The organism is uncultured Flavobacterium sp., assembly GCF_951805225.1.
Taxonomy (GTDB): Bacteria; Bacteroidota; Bacteroidia; order Flavobacteriales; family Flavobacteriaceae; genus Flavobacterium.
This window is the reverse complement of the sequence record NZ_OX638201.1, coordinates 1,003,695-1,021,514: the sequence shown is the minus strand read 5'-3', so window position 1 is coordinate 1,021,514 and position 17,820 is coordinate 1,003,695. Positions and strand designations below refer to the sequence as shown.

General features: G+C 31.5%; 9 protein-coding genes. 3 read left to right on the top strand and 6 right to left on the bottom strand.

Annotated elements, in window-relative coordinates; all coding sequences use genetic code 11:
• Positions 1-3 precede the first annotated feature (3 nt).
• A complete protein-coding gene (locus WN975_RS04380) occupies positions 4-1,515 on the bottom strand; it encodes an SBBP repeat-containing protein (RefSeq protein WP_337965401.1) in 1,512 nt (503 codons plus the stop codon).
• A 343-nt stretch (positions 1,516-1,858) separates the two neighbouring features.
• Here WN975_RS04380 and WN975_RS04375 point away from each other — a divergent pair, with 343 nt between their 5' ends.
• From WN975_RS04375 to WN975_RS04365, 3 genes are all read left to right on the top strand, one after another.
• Positions 1,859-3,853 carry a DKNYY domain-containing protein gene (locus WN975_RS04375; RefSeq protein WP_337965400.1) on the top strand — a complete coding sequence of 665 codons (1,995 nt, stop codon included), beginning with the start codon at positions 1,859-1,861 and terminating at the stop codon, positions 3,851-3,853.
• Between the two features lie 80 nt (positions 3,854-3,933).
• Positions 3,934-6,555, top strand: coding sequence for a hypothetical protein (locus WN975_RS04370; protein ID WP_337965399.1), 2,622 nt, complete (start codon positions 3,934-3,936; stop codon positions 6,553-6,555).
• Positions 6,556-6,670: 115 nt separating this feature from the next.
• Positions 6,671-7,120: a hypothetical protein gene (locus WN975_RS04365; RefSeq protein WP_337965398.1), complete on the top strand. Its 450-nt coding sequence runs from the start codon at positions 6,671-6,673 to the stop codon at positions 7,118-7,120.
• Between the two features lie 216 nt (positions 7,121-7,336).
• Here WN975_RS04365 and WN975_RS04360 read toward each other — a convergent pair whose 3' ends face one another.
• From WN975_RS04360 to WN975_RS04340, 5 genes are all read right to left on the bottom strand, one after another.
• Positions 7,337-8,761: a SusD/RagB family nutrient-binding outer membrane lipoprotein gene (locus WN975_RS04360; protein ID WP_337965397.1), complete on the bottom strand. Its 1,425-nt coding sequence runs from the start codon at positions 8,759-8,761 to the stop codon at positions 7,337-7,339.
• A 12-nt stretch (positions 8,762-8,773) separates the two neighbouring features.
• Entirely contained in the window at positions 8,774-11,956 is a 3,183-nt protein-coding gene (locus WN975_RS04355; protein ID WP_337965396.1) for a SusC/RagA family TonB-linked outer membrane protein, read from the bottom strand.
• 1,081 nt (positions 11,957-13,037) lie between these two features.
• Positions 13,038-13,904 carry a thiopeptide-type bacteriocin biosynthesis protein gene (locus WN975_RS04350; RefSeq protein ID WP_337965395.1) on the bottom strand — a complete coding sequence of 289 codons (867 nt, stop codon included), beginning with the start codon at positions 13,902-13,904 and terminating at the stop codon, positions 13,038-13,040.
• Positions 13,905-13,906: 2 nt separating this feature from the next.
• Positions 13,907-16,111: a lantibiotic dehydratase family protein gene (locus tag WN975_RS04345; protein WP_337965394.1), complete on the bottom strand. Its 2,205-nt coding sequence runs from the start codon at positions 16,109-16,111 to the stop codon at positions 13,907-13,909.
• The gene (locus WN975_RS04340) at positions 16,108-17,808 is read right to left on the bottom strand and encodes a S8 family serine peptidase (RefSeq protein WP_337965393.1); all 1,701 of its coding nucleotides are present in this window, start codon (positions 17,806-17,808) and stop codon (positions 16,108-16,110) included. The genes WN975_RS04345 and WN975_RS04340 overlap by 4 nt, the downstream gene beginning before the upstream one ends.
• Positions 17,809-17,820 lie beyond the last annotated feature (12 nt).

Sequence of the window (17,820 nt, the reverse complement as noted above, 5' to 3'; positions counted from 1 at the left end):
ATTCTAATTGGTCTGTATTATCTCATTTTCATTGACATTACATTCACTATAGCAAGCTACAAATGAACCGTAAGGCATCTTCTTTAATTTTACAACATTGTCATTATTCATCGGGTCAAAATTTGCCGGACTGTCAAATGTCCCTGCAACGTAAATTCTTCCATCAGGATTAAGCGCAATACCATTTCCCATATCATACTCCTTGCCTCCCATAGATTTCGCATAAATATAATTTCCATAAATATCATATTTTGCCAGAAATATATCACCTTCATAACCTGAAATTTCTTTTGTACGCCCCGGACTTGTCAACTTGGCGAATTCCGGACCTGGGTCAAAGTCAACCGTACCTTCAAAAGAACCGGTAACATATGCATTCCCACTAATGTCTACCGCCACAGCATTACCAATTACACCTTTTCCACCGGACATACTTTTGGCATAAATATAATTTCCGTCAGCATTATATTTCGCAAGAAACATTGCGCATGGTTTGGGTGCAGATAAAATAGCGGCTCCTGTTCCGGGATCAAAATCTGCGTCGTTTTCATAAAACCCAGTAAGGTAAATATTACCACTACGATCAAGAGCTATAGCATTGCTCAGATCTCTTGATCTGTCGCTTCCAATATTTTTTACAAAAACGAAATTCCCATACTCATCATATTTAGCAAAGAAAATATTCTGACCATAAATAGTTTTCATAGCTGCAACTCCTTTTCCGGGATCAAAATCTGCAGTACTTTCATAATATCCGGTAAGGTACACGTTGCCTTTATCATCATTAGCAATTCCGGTACTAACGCCATTTATGTTTTTTGCATATACATACTCGCCACTTGCATCGTATTTGGCAAAAAACAAATGAGCACCATTTTCACTAGAGAGATTGGCTGTTCCTTTTCCGAAATCAAAATCACAGATTCCGGTAAAACTACCAGTGACATATACATTTCCATTATCGTCTGCTGCAATGGCCTTTCCATAATCGTGATCCACACCACCAAATGTATTTGCATACAACAATCTTCCATCAGGATCATATTTCGCAATAAAACCATCAAAATCACCGGCGCTAATCTTTTTTATTGTTTTTTTTGTAGAAGTAAAACTTATCTTCTCTTCAAAAACTCCCGATATATATGCATTCCCATAACGATCAACAGTAAGAGCTGTACAATTATCAGTTTGGATTCCGCCTATGACACAGGCATATATATATTTTCCGTTTGCATCATATTTTGCCAGAAAAACATCTTCTTCCCCTGCACTTGTTAAATTGACTATTGCTTCACTTGGATCAAAATCGGCTGTACCAGTAAAAGTTCCTACAACATAGATATTACCTATGGCATCAGTTTTTATATTTTTAGCACTAACCGAAAATACATCATTAGATTCTAATGCATTAACCCAATTCAATTGCAACGCGGTTTGAGCCTGAATAGCCGGCATGAAAATAAAAAGCAACATTGGTAAAAGTAATCTGTACAAAAATGTAGTTTTTAAATTCATAAAATAATTTTAAGAAGCTGTTATAGATCGCCAACTTACAATAATATCAAAAATAACCTTTATTTTTCACCCAAATGTAAGTCACTTTATACTTTTTCCGTACAACTAAAATTAAAAAATAAAGTCAATTCAAGATTTAGAATCAGGTGGAATCATTTCTCATTTATTAACTTTTATTATCAGCAAATTAAACAATAAACTTTAGCAAACTAATCTATATATTAGCATTTTTAACAGCACAATAATTGATAAAATAAAAAAAGTTTCTCCTCTCCCAACCTTTTTAGATTTTAATATATCTATATAATAAAGAGAACCGAAAAACCATAATAGATACCACAACATGAATAAATATTACCTTTTAGTATTATCAATTTTATTGCTTTCAAATTTAAGCTGTGCACAAACGCCGGATTCTTTTTCTGTAATAGATCCTGTTGTAGATTCTACTTTTGAAATATATCCAAGTGCAGGTTATATGGCTCCGCTTTACATCAAAAACAAAAATTATATTGTTTTTCAAAAAAATGTGAGTGAGCGAAAAATTCTAAAAGACGCAGATGTTGAATCTTTTACATTTCCAAGATATAATGATAATGGCCTTTTTGCTTTAGATAAAAATGGTGTTTATTATAATGGAGATTTTATAGCAACTGATACAACCGGATTTAAAATCCTGGCCGAAATCAGGAATACAGAATACCTTGGTCGCCCGGATTTGGTATGGAAAACAAAGTATAAACTTTTTAAAAACAATATCGAAATTACAGAAGATATTGATATCGAAAGTTACAGATCAGCCAGTTATTATTCAACACTTTATTTTAAAGATAAAAATCATCTTTATTACAATTTTAAAAAGATAAAAAATGCTGATGTAAATTCACTTTCAGAAACTTTTGAAGCTATTATTTATGACAAAAACTATGTTTATATAAATGGCGAGATTGGTCTGCATAATGGTGATACGCTTCGTTCTGTAAATGATTATTTAATGAAAACTTCAAAAGAAGTATTGACATTAAAAGGCTGGATTGTTGTTCCAAATATTGATGCAAATACCATTCGACCATTGTCCCAACATTATTCTATAGATAAGAATTTTGTGTATTATGATGGTGAAAAAACAATACTGACAGCAAAAAATCCAGAAAATATTAAAGCTTGGGATCAGGCAAACAGCCGATTTATTTCTGATGGAAAAATGGTTTATGCGGGTGCAAATTATCCATTTCCTGACGTTGACGCCAAAACTTTTGGACTTATTCCGTTTTCAGATTGGTACTTTGATAAAAATGGAATTTATGAACGTGTATGGAACGAAAAAACACAAAAATCTGAAGCGAAAAAATTCCCATTTGTTTATACTAAAAAAGTCTCGTCCAAAAATACTTTTCTTGGCCAAGCCTATCGCTATTTGATATATGAAAATCAGGCTTACGATCTTTCTAAAAAGAAAATGTATAAAAATCTATCTCAGACGCAAATCAATGCTGCAAAAAACGCTAAAACAGACATCTTCAATTCAACAACAAAGAAACTTTACGAATATCAGTTGTATGAATCTGATAAGAAAATTTATATCAATGGTAAAGAAACAACTGCAGATGCTGAGACTTTTGAAAGAATTCTGAATTGTTACAAAGACAAAAATAATGTTTACACTTATTATAGAAGTGATAAGCTTATTTCAATAAAAGGTATTGATGCACAAAGCGTTAAGCCATTTTTTAATTTTCTGGCAGACAAAGATTATATCTACAGTGGCGCCAATAAAGTAATAAAAAATAAGAATGTCGAAATATTAGCGGTTATAGCAGGAAACAGACCCGGTTGTGGTTTAGATACAACTCCTTTATCTGATTATTATTTTCTTAAAAATGATGAAGGATATTGGCTTGCTCTAATTTCAAATATAGTTACGATTAAATATTTAGGCAATAAACCAATCGAAGGCACAGGAAATATTGGTACTCTATACAATCCTCCAGCAATAATCACACCTGAAACTATACTCGAAAATTGGATTTATAATACAGTAGACCTGGATGTACTGCCAGATTATAACGGAGGAATGGCTGCAAGAAATAAGTTTATAGATAAAAACTTTAAGGCACCAAAAGACGAGGGAGAAAGACTTCAGGGAAAAGTTTATTTGTATTTTATAATCGAAAAAGACGGAACAATTACGAATCAAAAAGTACTGAGAGATTATGGTTATGGTTCAGGCGCAGAAGCTTTGAGAGTCCTGAATAAAATGCCAAAATGGATTCCGGGACAGATAAAAGGAAAAGCAGTAAGGTGTGCTTATACTACTCCATTCATTATTCAGAAATAAATTAGCATCAAAAATTATTATACCTGTTTATGTTTGAAAAATCATATTCAGTAATTCCCATTGGTATAAAAGAGACATTTATGAAAAGAATACTATTTGTTATTTTGCTTTGTTGCGCGTCAAATAATTTGTTTTCGCAAGCCAAAACCGGATATACCTTAATCCCCGACTCTAATTTTGAAAAGTGCCTTATAAATTTGGGATATGATTCTGGTAAACCTGACGGAAAAGTATTGACCGCAGCAATTTCTAATGTAAAATCACTAAATATTTCAAACAAAAACATCTCTGATTTAACTGGAATCCAAGATTTTGAAGCATTAGATAATTTAACTTGTTACGAAAATAAATTAACAAAACTGGATCTTAGCAAAAATACCGTTTTGACTTTTTTATCTTGTTCCGAAAACAAATTAAAATCATTGAATGTAACCAAAAATACAATTCTTACTCACTTAATATGTTATAATAATCAATTGAAGGTTTTAGATGTAACGCAAAATATTCAACTAAATCAGTTACATTGTTCCAACAACAAATTAGCAAATTTAGATGTACGTAAAAACACCTCTTTAAACATGTTAGTTACCGATCACAACGCATTGGTTTCATTGGATTTGAGTCAAAATATTGCTTTAGAATATTTGCATTGCTTTAATAATAAATTGACTTTTTTGGATTTAAGCCAAAATACAAATCTAAATACTTTGTATTGCCAATATAACAAATTAGCCCAATTGAATTTAACTCAGAATATTAATTTGGGGTCTTTACAATGTTATGATAATCAAATAACAACGATAAGTTTTTCGGAAAATAATGCTCTTATTGAAATTGACTGTTCCAACAATCAATTGACTGCATTGGATTTTAGCTCAAGCAAAGCTTTGAGAGATTTGGGATGTCGTGGAAATCAGTTAAAAACATTGGATTTATCAAACAGTCTTTCTTTAAAAGGTTTTGATTGTTCCCAAAATCAATTAACTGATTTGAATATTAAAAATTGTCCTCTTATAAGTTATATGTTTACAGAGGAAAATCCTGATCTAAAATGTATTAGCGCAGATTTTGATGGTCAACCTTATCATATAAATGATAGGTCAGATTTTTCAAAATGCAGAATAATATGTGCCGAAATTGAACCCGGATATACGGTAATTCCGGATCTTAATTTTGAGAAAGCTTTAATTGCACTAAAATATGATTCTGGTGAACCGGACGGAAGAGTCTTTACAGCAAATATTGCTTCTATTACAGATTTGGATGTTTCGAATAATGAAATCAAAGACTTAAAAGGTTTGGAGGATTTTGTCGCTTTAAAAACCTTAAACTGCTCTAAAAATCAAATTCAAAATCTTGATATTACTGAATATAAAGCTTTGACAAAACTAGTTTGCACTAAAAACCTAATAAATTCCTTAATTGTAAGCAATAATAAAAATCTAACTGCGCTTTATTGCGAGGAAAACTATCTTAATACTTTGGATATTTCCGGAAATAAGGCTTTAAAAGAATTAGATTGTGAAGCCAATAGTATTGATTTAGATGTTTCTCATAATAAAGCACTTACTTTATTAAATTGTCAGCGTAATCATATAACTTCTTTAGATATTAGCCAAAATAAAGCGTTGCTGACTTTGAATTGTGAGTATAACAATTTGAAATCTTTGAAAGTGTCTAAAAATAAATTGCTAACCAATTTAAATTGTAATGGTAATAAATTGACAACTTTAGATGTTTCTGAAAATAATGCGTTGACTACTTTATATTGTGCCAATACCTTCTTAACGGAATTAAGTGTTATTAAAAATACTTCATTAATCGAATTGGGGTGTTATGCCAATCAAATAACAAACCTCGATTTATCCAAAAATTTACTTTTGGATTATATTGATTGTCAATCTAATAAAATATCGGATTTAGATGTTTCTAAAAATACTGCTTTGACAATTTTGCGATGTGACAACAATAAATTAACAACTTTGAATTTATCTAAAAATGCAATTTTAGACGAGTTGTTTTGCAGTAATAATCTCTTAACTTCTTTAGACGTAAGTCTGAATCCGAAATTGGAAAAATTTGGTTGTGCCAATAATCAATTGACAAATCTGGATATTACTAAAAATAAAGATTTAAGACTGTTGTATTGTAATGAGAATAAATTAAAAACATTGGATCTCAGCTCAAACAAAGTACTGAATAATTTTAGCTGCGTATCAAATCAGCTAACTACTTTGGATGTCTCTAAAAATACGGTTTTGTGGAATTTTAATTGCAGTTCAAATAAACTGACTAGTTTGGATCCGAGTCAAAATACTCTTTTAATGTATCTTGAATGCAATTCTAATCTATTGAAAACTTTGGATATAACTAAAAATACAGCTTTGAAAGAATTTCATTGTGAGCAAAATGGACTTGAAAATTTAGATCTGTCTCACAATCTCCAATTGACCAGAATTTCATGTGAAGAAAACAGGCTGAAAACTCTCGATTTATCCAATAACACCGCATTGCTTAGCTTAACTTGTTCTTCGAATGAATTGACTTCTCTTAATCTCAAAAACGGAAATAATAGTACTATATCTTATGTTTCTGCTCTTAAAAATGATGATCTCAAATGCATTCAGGTTGATAAAACAGACTTTCCTTCTTCGAGATGGTTTAAAGATTCTGGTGTGATTTTTAGTACTTCATGCCAATAAAATAAGACGTTAGTTTAATTGAATATTTAAAGGAAAAGGTCATTCTAACCATTTTAATTTTATTCTTATCACTTTCATGCTTATATTTGCCGCGTAAAAAATTTTACGCCCTTTTATGATCTTATACCTACTTTTTCAAATTCTGATTTCCTGGTTGTTAACCTGTTGTATTCTCAAAATATTCAACACGGCGTTATCAAACTCAGACAATGAATTTTATCGTGAACCTGCTCTGCTTACAAGTCTTCTTTTTGCTATTGATATAAATTTACCGCTTAAAGCGAAAGTAAAAGCCGGAAAGATATTGCATCACAGCTTTGGACTTTGTTTTGCCGCTATTTATTATTTGCTTTGGTATAACGAATTTGCAGAAATTTCATGGATGACAACTATTTTTATTGGTTTCATAAATGGTTTAATCCGAATTATAAGCTGGACTTTTCTTGTTGAAATTATACCTTCAACTCATACTAAAAACTTTAAAGGTTATTATTTGCAACTTGTATTTGTACACAATATTTTTATCATTATTGCTTTTTCTGTAGACTGGTTAATTCAGTTTTAAGTGCTATAATTTATCAACTTTATCATCTGAAAAACATAAAAAAATCCGCAAAGTCAATAATAGACATTTGCGGATTTTTTCATTATTTGATTTTATTAGTAAGCACTAAAATCGAGTGTAATTATTTTAACACATAGAAACATAGTATTTGTTTGCTTAAAAAAATCTATGTTTCTATGTGTTTAATATTTTTTTTATGACATACAAACAACAGGCTTATTTTATATCAAACCATAGTTTTGTAGTCAACAAATCTTTTCCTTGAGTTGCGATTGCAGCTTGGTAACTAGTTCCGTTTAGCGATTGCTCTGTACCCGGATAAAAGAAACGTGAAGGAATCTGTCCGTCCAAAACTGTAGCAGGACCAGCGGTTAATACCGGATAATCAAGTCTTCTCCACTCTACAAAAGCATCAAGGCCTTGTCCGTAGAATGCAATCCATTTTTGAGTACCAATTGATTTAGCATAGTTTGTTGCATCGTACTTTACAGTTGCCTGATTAAGATAATTTGAAACTACTGTTGCATCGTTAATTCCAAATTGATTCAATGAAGCAGTAATTGCATTTTTGTAAAGTTGCTCTGCATCTCCGGAAATAAATCCACGTGCAACGGCTTCAGAAAGATTGAATAATGTTTCAGAATAAGAAGCAATTACAGCCGGTGAAGTTGACGTTAAGAAATATTTACCTGGTTTTGATGTTTTGGCAAAACCTTGACTATTAGCATCACTGTTTGATAATCCGTTAGCGCCACCAACATATTTACCTACAGTTGCATCAGATGGCAATTGTGCATAAACTGGCAAACGCGGATCAGATAATGCATATAATTTATCTACTAATGTTTTTGAAATACGGTAATCATCTCTCGTTTCAAACCATGCCGAAGCTGGATTTTGTTGCGGAGAACTGATGTAAACAAACTGAAAAGTATCAGTATTACTGCTCAAAACTCCTGCTGGATCTGTTGTTGCATCAATTGCAGCTTGTTTAGCCAAAGCAGGTTCTCTGTCTGAAATTCTCAATGCAATACGCAAACGAAGTGAATTTACAAATCTCTTCCATTTTAAGATATCACCTTTATAAACTAAATCTCCAGTTACAGCACCGTTTGTTGTAGCAAGCAAAGACTGCGCTTTTTTCAAATCTTCAAGTAATCCTGTATAAACTTCTTTTTGAGTATTATAAGTTGGTGTTACTTTTTGACCTGCATCTTTATAAGGAATGCTTCCGTAAGCATCTGTCAACAACAAAAATGTCCATGAACGCAATGTTAGTGCAATTCCTTTGTAATTTGAATTTGCCTGTTGATCTGTAAAATTCAGAATCGTGTTCAAATCTGTAATTAAAGTTGCATATCCTGTATTCCACAAAGTCGTAAAAGACGTGTTAGATACATCGAATCTGTCCGGTTCTGTATATTGAATTTTTGCCCAATGCTGAACAAACAATAACGACGAATCAAAGTTATTTGTTGAACCCCAATATAAGTCAGCGCCTTGTTTTAATGATCCTGTTAACAGGTAAGGTGCCAATGGCGTTTCGGTTGCATTTGGATTTTTATTTATTTCATCCAAATCGTTGCTGCAAGAAGTCAGCGACAATGCAAATAGAGTTATATAAGCTATTTTTTTTAGCATGATTTCGTGTTTTTAGAATTTAAGATTAACATTAAGACTGAAACTTCTGGTAGTTGGCAGAGACAAACTCTCTAAACCTTGTGCATTTCCAGTGTTAAAAGCCGATTCCGGATCGATATTTGGTGCGTCTTTGTAAATAAAGAACAGGTTACGACCTGAAGCTGTAAAACTTGCTCCGGCTAATCCCAGTTTCTTAACTAGTTTTTTATCAACATTATAAGTCAGTTTTACTTCTCTTAATTTCACGTAAGTGGAACTATAAAGGTAAGCTTCGCTAATATTGTATGAAGCTTTGTAATATTCCTGCGCACTAAGTAATGTCTTATTTGGCGTTCCATCAGCATATACTCCATTAAAGATCATTCCGTCATCATAAACTACTGAACCAGTTGGAGCAGTTGTTCCTGCAGGTAATAAAGTTTTTGTAGTACCTGTTACATAATAATTTAAACCTCCATTTTCTGCACCACGACCATAAAGAGTCTGAGCCAATACTCCTGTATAATTACCTGTTCTGTTTGTTCCGGAGAAAATCTGTCCACCTACACTTGCATCAACAAGAAATGAAAGTTCAAGATTTTTGTATGTCAATGTATTTGTCACACCACCAGTATAATCCGGAGTATAATGTCCTAATACTTTCTTTTGCGGATCTGCTTTTGGCAATCCATTTGCACCAACTACAATGTTTCCGTTTGCGTCACGTAAATAAGCAGTTCCGTAAAGCGCTCCGTAAGCCTGACCTACAGATGCCAATACATCAACACCTCCAGAAGAACCAATTGTGTAGTTTTGAATTTGTTTGTCATAATCCAAAATCTCAACTTTGCTTATGTTCTTTGCATAATTTACAGCAACATTCCATTTGAAATTTTCAGTTTGAACAGGATTTCCGTCCAATTGAATTTCTACACCATGATTGTTTATTTTTCCAGCATTGATTAATTGTGAATTATAACCACTCGCAGCAGTTGTTTTGATTTCTAAAATCTGATCTAAACTGTTTGTGTTATAATAAGCAAAATCAAAGTGAAGTCTGTTTTTCCAAAAAGAAGCTTCTAAACCAACTTCCGTAGAACGTGTAGTTTCTGGTTTCAGATTATTATTAAGTTTCTTTTGAGAAGAAGTTTGAATTGGATTTCCGTCAAATGCCGTTTGAAAATTGTAAACTGTAGACAATTGATATGGATCTGCGTCGTTTCCTACTTCAGACCAACCACCACGTAATTTTAAGAAATCAAGCGTATTACTTTTCAAATTCAAAGCATCTGTTAAGATCACACTTCCGTTAATAGAAGGATAAAAATAAGAACGGTTATTACTTGGCAATGTTGATGACCAGTCGTTACGAGCTGTTACGTTTAAAAATGCATAATTTCTAAAACCAAATTGTGCCGATGCATATGCACTATAAACTTTTAATCTTGAATACGTATTTGATGAAGTTAACGGATCACGTGAATTCGTCAAAGTATATAAATCCGGTACAGCAAGACGTGGCGCTTTTTGATAATTGTTTGCATCACTATGTGTACGAACGTTGAATCCCGCAAGAGCGTCTAAACTAAAATCATCGTTTAATTTTTTAGTATAAGTAAAAATACCCTCAGTATTTTGTTCGCTTACAGTATAAGCGTCTTCAGCATATGATCCAAAAGGAGTTCCGTTTGTACCGTATTTAATCTGGTATTTTCTACGATCATTGTAATAATCAATTCCTGTACGGAATTTAAAATTAAATCCTTCCGCAAGTTTTGCATCCAAATGGATATCTCCAATCAAACGGTTACGTTGTTGACTTGTAGTATTGTAATACGCATTCCAATATGGATTACTATAATAGCTGTTATTCCAGTTTACATCTCTGTTTCTTTGAAGTTCTTCAGTATCTACCTGACGCCCAAACCAAAGAAACTGAAGCATTACACCCGCAGCACGGTTTCCAGATGGACCACCCGGAAGTGCCGGAGCATCAGTAACAATATAATTGGCATTTACACCAACTCTAACACCTTTTGAAATTTGGTAATTCGTATTAATTGTAAAGTTTGTTTTGTTTACTTCACTATTTGGTACAGTTCCCAATTGTTTTTGATTGTTTACTCCTAAACGAAAATCTGATTTATCATCTGATTTTGCAATAGAAATACTGTTATCATAAGTAAGTCCTGTATTAAAGAAATCCTTCACATTATCAGGATGCGCGATAAAAGGAACCGCTACACCATTTGAATTAAATTGCGGAATAAGACGTCCGTCTAATCTTGGCCCCCAGCTTTCGTCAACACCATCATTTACTCCGCCACCTTTACCATCTACAAAGCTAAATTTTCCGTTTGATCCCTGACCATATGAATTTTGAAAACGAGGTAAAGTTGTAACCTCAGAAACCGTGATACCAGTATTAACTGTGATACCAAGTCCTTTTTGATTTTTTCCTGATTTTGTAGTAATCAAAACAACACCATGCGCAGCACGAGATCCATAAAGTGCCGCAGCATTTGGACCTTTCAATACTGTTAATGATTCAATATCTTGTGGATTAATATCTGCAATCGCATTTTTGAAATCACGGGTTGCTCCACCAACGCTTCCTAATTGTGAGTTATCAACCGGAACTCCATCAACCACAAATAAAGGTTGGTTATTTCCAGCGATTGACGTTTCTCCACGAATCACAATACGCGAAGATCCCATATCTCCTTGAGAATTCGTGATACGTACACCAGCCAATCTACCACTAAGACTATTCAGGAAGTTCGTTTCTTTAGTTTCTCCCAAATCCTTCCCTTTAACTGCCTGAGTGGTATATCCCAGAGATTTCTTTTCTTTTGAAATTCCCAATGCAGTAACTACAACTTCTGAAAGTGCATTTTGTTCCTGAGTAATTTCAATTACAACCGAATTTTGATTAACTACAGTTTCCAGTCTTTTATATCCCAAAAAGCTTACGATTAAAGTATAAGGAAATTTTTGTCCGGTTTGGAAATAAAACTTCCCGTCAAAATCTGTCTGAACTCCGTGTGTAGTACCTTTTATATTTATTGAAGCTCCAATAACCGGCTCCTTTGTAGCAGCATCAATCACTATACCTTCTAGCTTGGACTGAATTAACGGTTTGGTTTCCTGAGCCTTAACCCCTATGGAAATTAACAAAATGCATAGGTATGCATATCTATTTAATTTTTTTTTCATTACTTTGTTTTGGTTTAATAAATAAGGCAAGTCCGGAAGGATTTACTCCACTCCCACTTTCCTTATAGAGAGATGTACAATTTCTTTAAGCTTCACCATTTCTGCTGCAACAGAAATGGTTTTTTTTTAACTGCATTGCATTCGTTTTTTCATTTTCTTTTTTTTTTGGATTACTATTATTTTGATTTGGTCTTTACAAGATTTCGACCCTAAAATTCAGGTCCGTCTTTATTGAAAAATTATATGAATTTGAGATTGAAGAGTTTTTTAACACCGAAAAATCAGAAGGGATATAGTACCGAATGGTTCTTGCCTGCTCAAAAAATGAATTGTATTTCTTAACCTTTAATCTTTTTTTATTTACTTTATTTTTAAACTCTACTAATTTGATAGAACAAAAGTATGTTAAAAATATTAACTCCAAAAGTTTAATCGTTTTTTTTGCAAAAAAAATGTTAATTAAAATTTTACTAAAACTTTAAAACGCTAAAAACAAAAGAGTTAATACCTATTTCCTTTTTTTAACACCTGTAAGAAATATTGTAATTTGACTGCTTTAAACCAGAAAAATCTATAGTTTTAAATCCTGCATTTAATAAAAGGAACCTCGTTTTTTGTTGAATAAATGATAATTTGACCTCCACTTTCTTCAAATTTCTTCTGAAATCATTATAGTTTTGGATTACAATATTTTGCAAATGCTCTAAAAATGGATTGTTTTTTGTGGGAATTATTATGATGTATTTTTATTTGGATGATAAAATACTGGTGAAAATTTTGGGTTTAAACTGAAGTGATTTATCAGAAAAAAGGAAAGAAATGGCATTGAAGAATAATAGGCAATGTAATTAAGTATAAGGAAATTCTATATTGTAATGGTTAATAAATCTCTTGCAAAATCGCAAAGGTTTTACAATTTCGATGGAGTAGAAATGAATATTAAGCTAATAAAATCCGTTTTAATCTGTGTTTTCGCAAAACGAATCCGCGTCATCCGCGTTCAATATTGTCGCCAATCTTTGTCGAGCTTCTCATGGAGATTTCTCCTACGTCGAAATGACAATGTTGTGTTTAAATAATCTTATAAAGACTTTTTGTATAATCTCTTATAATTTAAAGTTTTATAATATCTGTATAAATGATCATAAACAACCAATTCATACATTCTTTGCTTAGAAGTATATTGTCTATTAAGCATCATGTGAATATGACTTGCCAAAAAATCGTGAATCGGAATTTGAATTGAAGCTTTAATTTCTAATACTTTTTCTACAATCTGATTTTCTTTTTTTTCAATTATTTCAAAAAAATCAGGAAAATCTTTTCTGGATATATCTGAAAAAAAATGCTCAATTGTAGGCAGTAATTCTCTATACTTTTTATCAAGTTGACTTTTTAATGTTTTATCTGCCTCAAATTCTTCTTTAAAAGAAATTTGCAAACTGTTCATTAAATTAAGTTTATCTGAGATTGATAAACCAAAAGAATTTAAAAAAGAATCTATCGAACAGAAACTGAATAAAAGCGCCATATCTTTTTCAGAAAATGCTTTTTTTAATGAAATATATTGAATTATCATTTCGCTATCTTTCCAGAACAAAAACTCAGAATCTTCAATTGTATTTTCTCCATATCTTTCCAGTTCTCTTTGATAAGTATCGGTTTGAACTTTCCATACTAAATTCTCCTGAAGCAGATCGTTTAGAACCGGAAAAAGCATATTAATAGCTTTTGATAAATTCTTTTTGTCTTCTATTAAAAAGCGAATTCTAAAATGGGCATCATTATCGTTATATCGAATAAAAAACCATTTTTGGATGATTTTTCTTTTTTCTAATTGTAAAATAATCGGATAAAATTTTTCAAACAAAATAAGATCTGTTGTCTGAACTCCTGTATAAATTTTATAATAGAGCCACTCGCTTCCTAAACAAAAAACTCTTTGCATTTTTAAGATTGTTCTTTATAAAATGATACTATAAATTGATTGCTAAAATCTTCTCCTGAGCTGTTTTTTACAATCGAATTATTTTCAAATAAAAATTCTTCTAAGATAATTTTAGTTCTATTTTGTGTGGATTTTAAAAATAGCTGAATTCCAATTTCTGTTCGAAAATCTAATAATAATGTATTATCAAAATTCACCCAATTAACTAAATATGGAATGTTTTTATCTATTCTCCAATTTGAAAATACTTCAAACAAATCAGTATTATTTACTTTAAGAAAAGGAATTATATCTTCTTTCATTATAATCCATTTTGCTTTTGAAAGTATGATTTCTTTATACTCTACTCTTGGAAAATAATTATAATGAGATTCTAAAATCCCCCAATCAAAATTAAAGATTGGTTTCATGTTTTGAGCCTGCAAATCACATAAAAAATGATACAGAGGTAATGAATCACTAGAAAAATTGTGAGCATTTGACAAACAAGGAATAATTTCTTTATTCAGTTTTTTAGAACGGAGTATTATTTTATCGCCTTTTATCGATACAAATAAATCATTTAAATCAATTACATTTTCCTTTTCAACACCTGAATTTGCCAGATAAACTATTTCATAATTTCTTAAAACAGGTCTGCGTAGAATATTTCCTGTTCTGGATTGTGGAATATGAACAATTTCGGCTAAAATTTTATCATGATGAAAAGCTTCCTCTTTCGCAACAATTTCTTTAGTCAGATTATGAATGTCCGGATTTCCGTTGCAAAATCTACCTAATAATTTTGCAGCGCTTACATTTCCTGAAGATTCTATAGCTATTTTTTCATCCTCATAAATTTCGATAAGTGCCGAAAATGTGACAGGAGTATTATCAAAAGCAGCGTCAAAATCAGGGAAATCATTTTCGGATAAAGTAATTGTGGTTTGATTATTTGAAAAACATTCCTGAAGCTTTTTTTCTAGTATTAAATCATATGAATTCCAGATTTGATTCTCGTTTTTTTCTTTCTTTTGTTTAAAAGAAAAGCCTTCTAAAATTTCATGAGAATCGCTCATATCATGATTTATCGGATAGCCTAATCCCGCTTCGGTATCTAAGATATTCATAAGCGGCATTTCTTGTGATTCATACCTTTTGGAGAATTCTCTAGCGAAAGTTTTTAGATTCTTAGATTCTTTTTTAGGCTGTATTCCATTTAAAAAATAAAGTCCTTGAGTTACTTTTTTTACCGTACTTCTATCTAAGCTATTTGCTATTGTCGCAGTATTTAAATCAGTTTGGAAAAGATATTTTTCATCACAATCAAATCCTTCTTCATGTATCCTTTTCTTGATATTTAAGTATTGATTTTCTGTTGGAACTAAAGAAATATCGAGATCTAAAACCTGTTTGTTTATCTTTTCTAAAAATTGATATTCTTTTTCTAAATCAGGTATATTCCTTAAAATTGATAAGATCCTGTCAAATTCGTTATTGCCAGTTACAACTGCATCTAATTCGCTTACCAGAAACTGAAATTTGACCAGTTGATGAATAAAATTTGCTGCTTCCTCTTTTTCAGAATCATTTTCAGCCAAAAAAGAATTCATTTCATCAATAGTTAATCCTGATTTCGATTTGAGTATTATTTCCTGAAGTATGTCGGATTTTCGCAATGCCGAAATAGTATGTTCTCGAGTCGTTTTTATGTATTTGTATTCTATATATCTGTAGAAATCACCAAATTCGTAAATAGAAGAATTAGGAAAATATCTTAAGTAAGAAATTGCTTTTTCTCGTTTAGCAATATTTTGCAATAAAGCCACCCAGAATTGCATATCAAACTGAGTAAATCTTTTAGAATTGACCGAATCCTCCAGAATAATATTCGTTTCGGCAACTATTTCCCCTATTGAGCAACCTGCAAAGAGACCAAAAGGTGTACATCTAGAAGACATTCTGGCTAAATATTTTATAAATGTAATCTCTAGCTTTTTTGCTTTTTCATCAGATAAATTGGAATCTTTTTTTTCCCATTTATCCAGTTCTTTTTTTAAATCAGGCGAAGCCAAATTCATAGCTTCTTTGATTAAAGAATTTTGATAAAGCTCTTTTACTTTTTCTTCTGAATAATTTTCAATTGTGCTAAGATACAAAGGCAAAGGCAACAAAGGAGTTCTTAATACATAGGAAGAAAAAGACGTAATCTTAAAAGTTGATATCATTTTTTCTTTTTACTGACCTTATCGGCTAGTTGCATTGCATTATAAACATTCAAAACTTTTCCTGATTTGGATAATTCAGAAAAAGGTACTTTTTTATCTTTTGTTCCCGGCACTATAACTTGTAAATCATAAGATGTACCTGAATCCATAATAATTTGTTTTACCTCAGCAGCTGTAAGTTCAGGATAATAGGACCAAATAAGTGCAGCTGTCCCGGAAACCATTGGAGCTGCCAGAGAAGTACCGGAATCATATTCATAAGTATTACCTGCGGCAGTCGAATAAATATCATCACCCGGAGCAAATAAATCGACATTTTGTTTTCCATAATTAGACAATTCATAAAGAAATGTACCGTCTACCCGATTTGAAGTTGCCCCAACATTAATAAAATTATTACAAATCTCTCCAGTTCCGTCAAAATTATTATCACTAGGATAACTGGGATTTTTATCAATATCAAAACTTTCATTTCCAGAAATATGAACCAATAAAACATTGTGTTTTTCTGCATATTTAAAAGCTTCTGAAACCCATTGTTGTTTTAAGGAAAATTCTTTTGTAAACGACATGTTAATCACTTTTGCGCCATTATCAACGGCATAATATACTGCCATTGCAATATCTTTGTCATGTTCATCTCCTGAGTAAGAAATAGTAAGTGGCATAATTTTTACATTCTCTGCAATTCCTTTAATTCCCAGATTATTGTTTCTATTAGCTGCAATAATGCCCGATACTTTTGTATTATGATCCTGAAAAGATCTATGCCCTTCTTTCGAAATACTTATATTCTTGCTGCCATATCCTTTTTCTAGAATGTTGGGATTATCTCCTATAAATTTTCTTTCATCAAAATTTATATTTAAATTCTTATTTAAGATCGAATCTATTTGAATTTCAAAATCAATAACATCTGATAAGCTTTTTTCACCTACTTCAAACCTAAATTTCATAAAGCTAATCATTGCTCCTAAGTCTCTGTCATTATCTTCCCGACGTTGGCGCAATGTTTTATCGTTTATTTTATAAATCTTGTACAAACTATCTAGTTGCTCAATAGTATAATCTTCTTTAGGGAAATAATGTCTTAAACTGTCTTTAGCAATAGGAAAAACACTAACACCGTATTTTTGAGATACTTCCTTTTTTTTATAATAAGTTACTTCTTCTTCTAACTTCTTTTTTGCTCGTAAATATTCTTTAAAGTTTAATAAATCATCTTTAGAAACTGTAGTTTCATTTTGACCTTCAAATTTGCCTTGAAAATCTCTTATTAGCCTAACATATTCAAAATTTCCCCAAACAATATAGCTATCTTTTTTTGCAGTAAAATTCCATCCTTGTGTATCATCTACGTACCCATTATCATCATCATCTATACCATTATTAGGGATTTCTTTATTATTTGTCCAAAGTTGTCCTTGCAAATCCTCATGATTTTTATCAATTTGAGTATCTATAACGGCTACAATAACTTCGGTTTTAGGCTTCTTTTTATTTAAACGATACCATTTATCTAGTGAAATACCTGGAATAGCATCTTCTTGATAATCTTTTTGATACCAGGTTTTTAATTCTGTAGCTGTAAGTTTTTTTTTAATGTCTTTCTTAAAAGGAATATCTGATTGTTTTACAGGTTTACAACTAACTAAAAATAAGGTTGAAAGAAGAATTAAATAAATTGATTTTAGCATTTCTTAAATTGA

Bases quoted from the DNA above. Each gene is read 5' to 3' on its own strand.
- WN975_RS04380 (WP_337965401.1), bottom strand. From the start codon at position 1,515: ATGAATTTAAAAACTACATTTTTGTACAGATTACTTTTACCAATGTTG.
- WN975_RS04375 (WP_337965400.1), top strand. From the start codon at position 1,859: ATGAATAAATATTACCTTTTAGTATTATCAATTTTATTGCTTTCAAAT.
- WN975_RS04370 (WP_337965399.1), top strand. From the start codon at position 3,934: ATGAAAAGAATACTATTTGTTATTTTGCTTTGTTGCGCGTCAAATAAT.
- WN975_RS04365 (WP_337965398.1), top strand. From the start codon at position 6,671: ATGATCTTATACCTACTTTTTCAAATTCTGATTTCCTGGTTGTTAACC.
- WN975_RS04360 (WP_337965397.1), bottom strand. From the start codon at position 8,761: ATGCTAAAAAAAATAGCTTATATAACTCTATTTGCATTGTCGCTGACT.
- WN975_RS04355 (WP_337965396.1), bottom strand. From the start codon at position 11,956: ATGAAAAAAAAATTAAATAGATATGCATACCTATGCATTTTGTTAATT.
- WN975_RS04350 (WP_337965395.1), bottom strand. From the start codon at position 13,904: ATGCAAAGAGTTTTTTGTTTAGGAAGCGAGTGGCTCTATTATAAAATT.
- WN975_RS04345 (WP_337965394.1), bottom strand. From the start codon at position 16,111: ATGATATCAACTTTTAAGATTACGTCTTTTTCTTCCTATGTATTAAGA.
- WN975_RS04340 (WP_337965393.1), bottom strand. From the start codon at position 17,808: ATGCTAAAATCAATTTATTTAATTCTTCTTTCAACCTTATTTTTAGTT.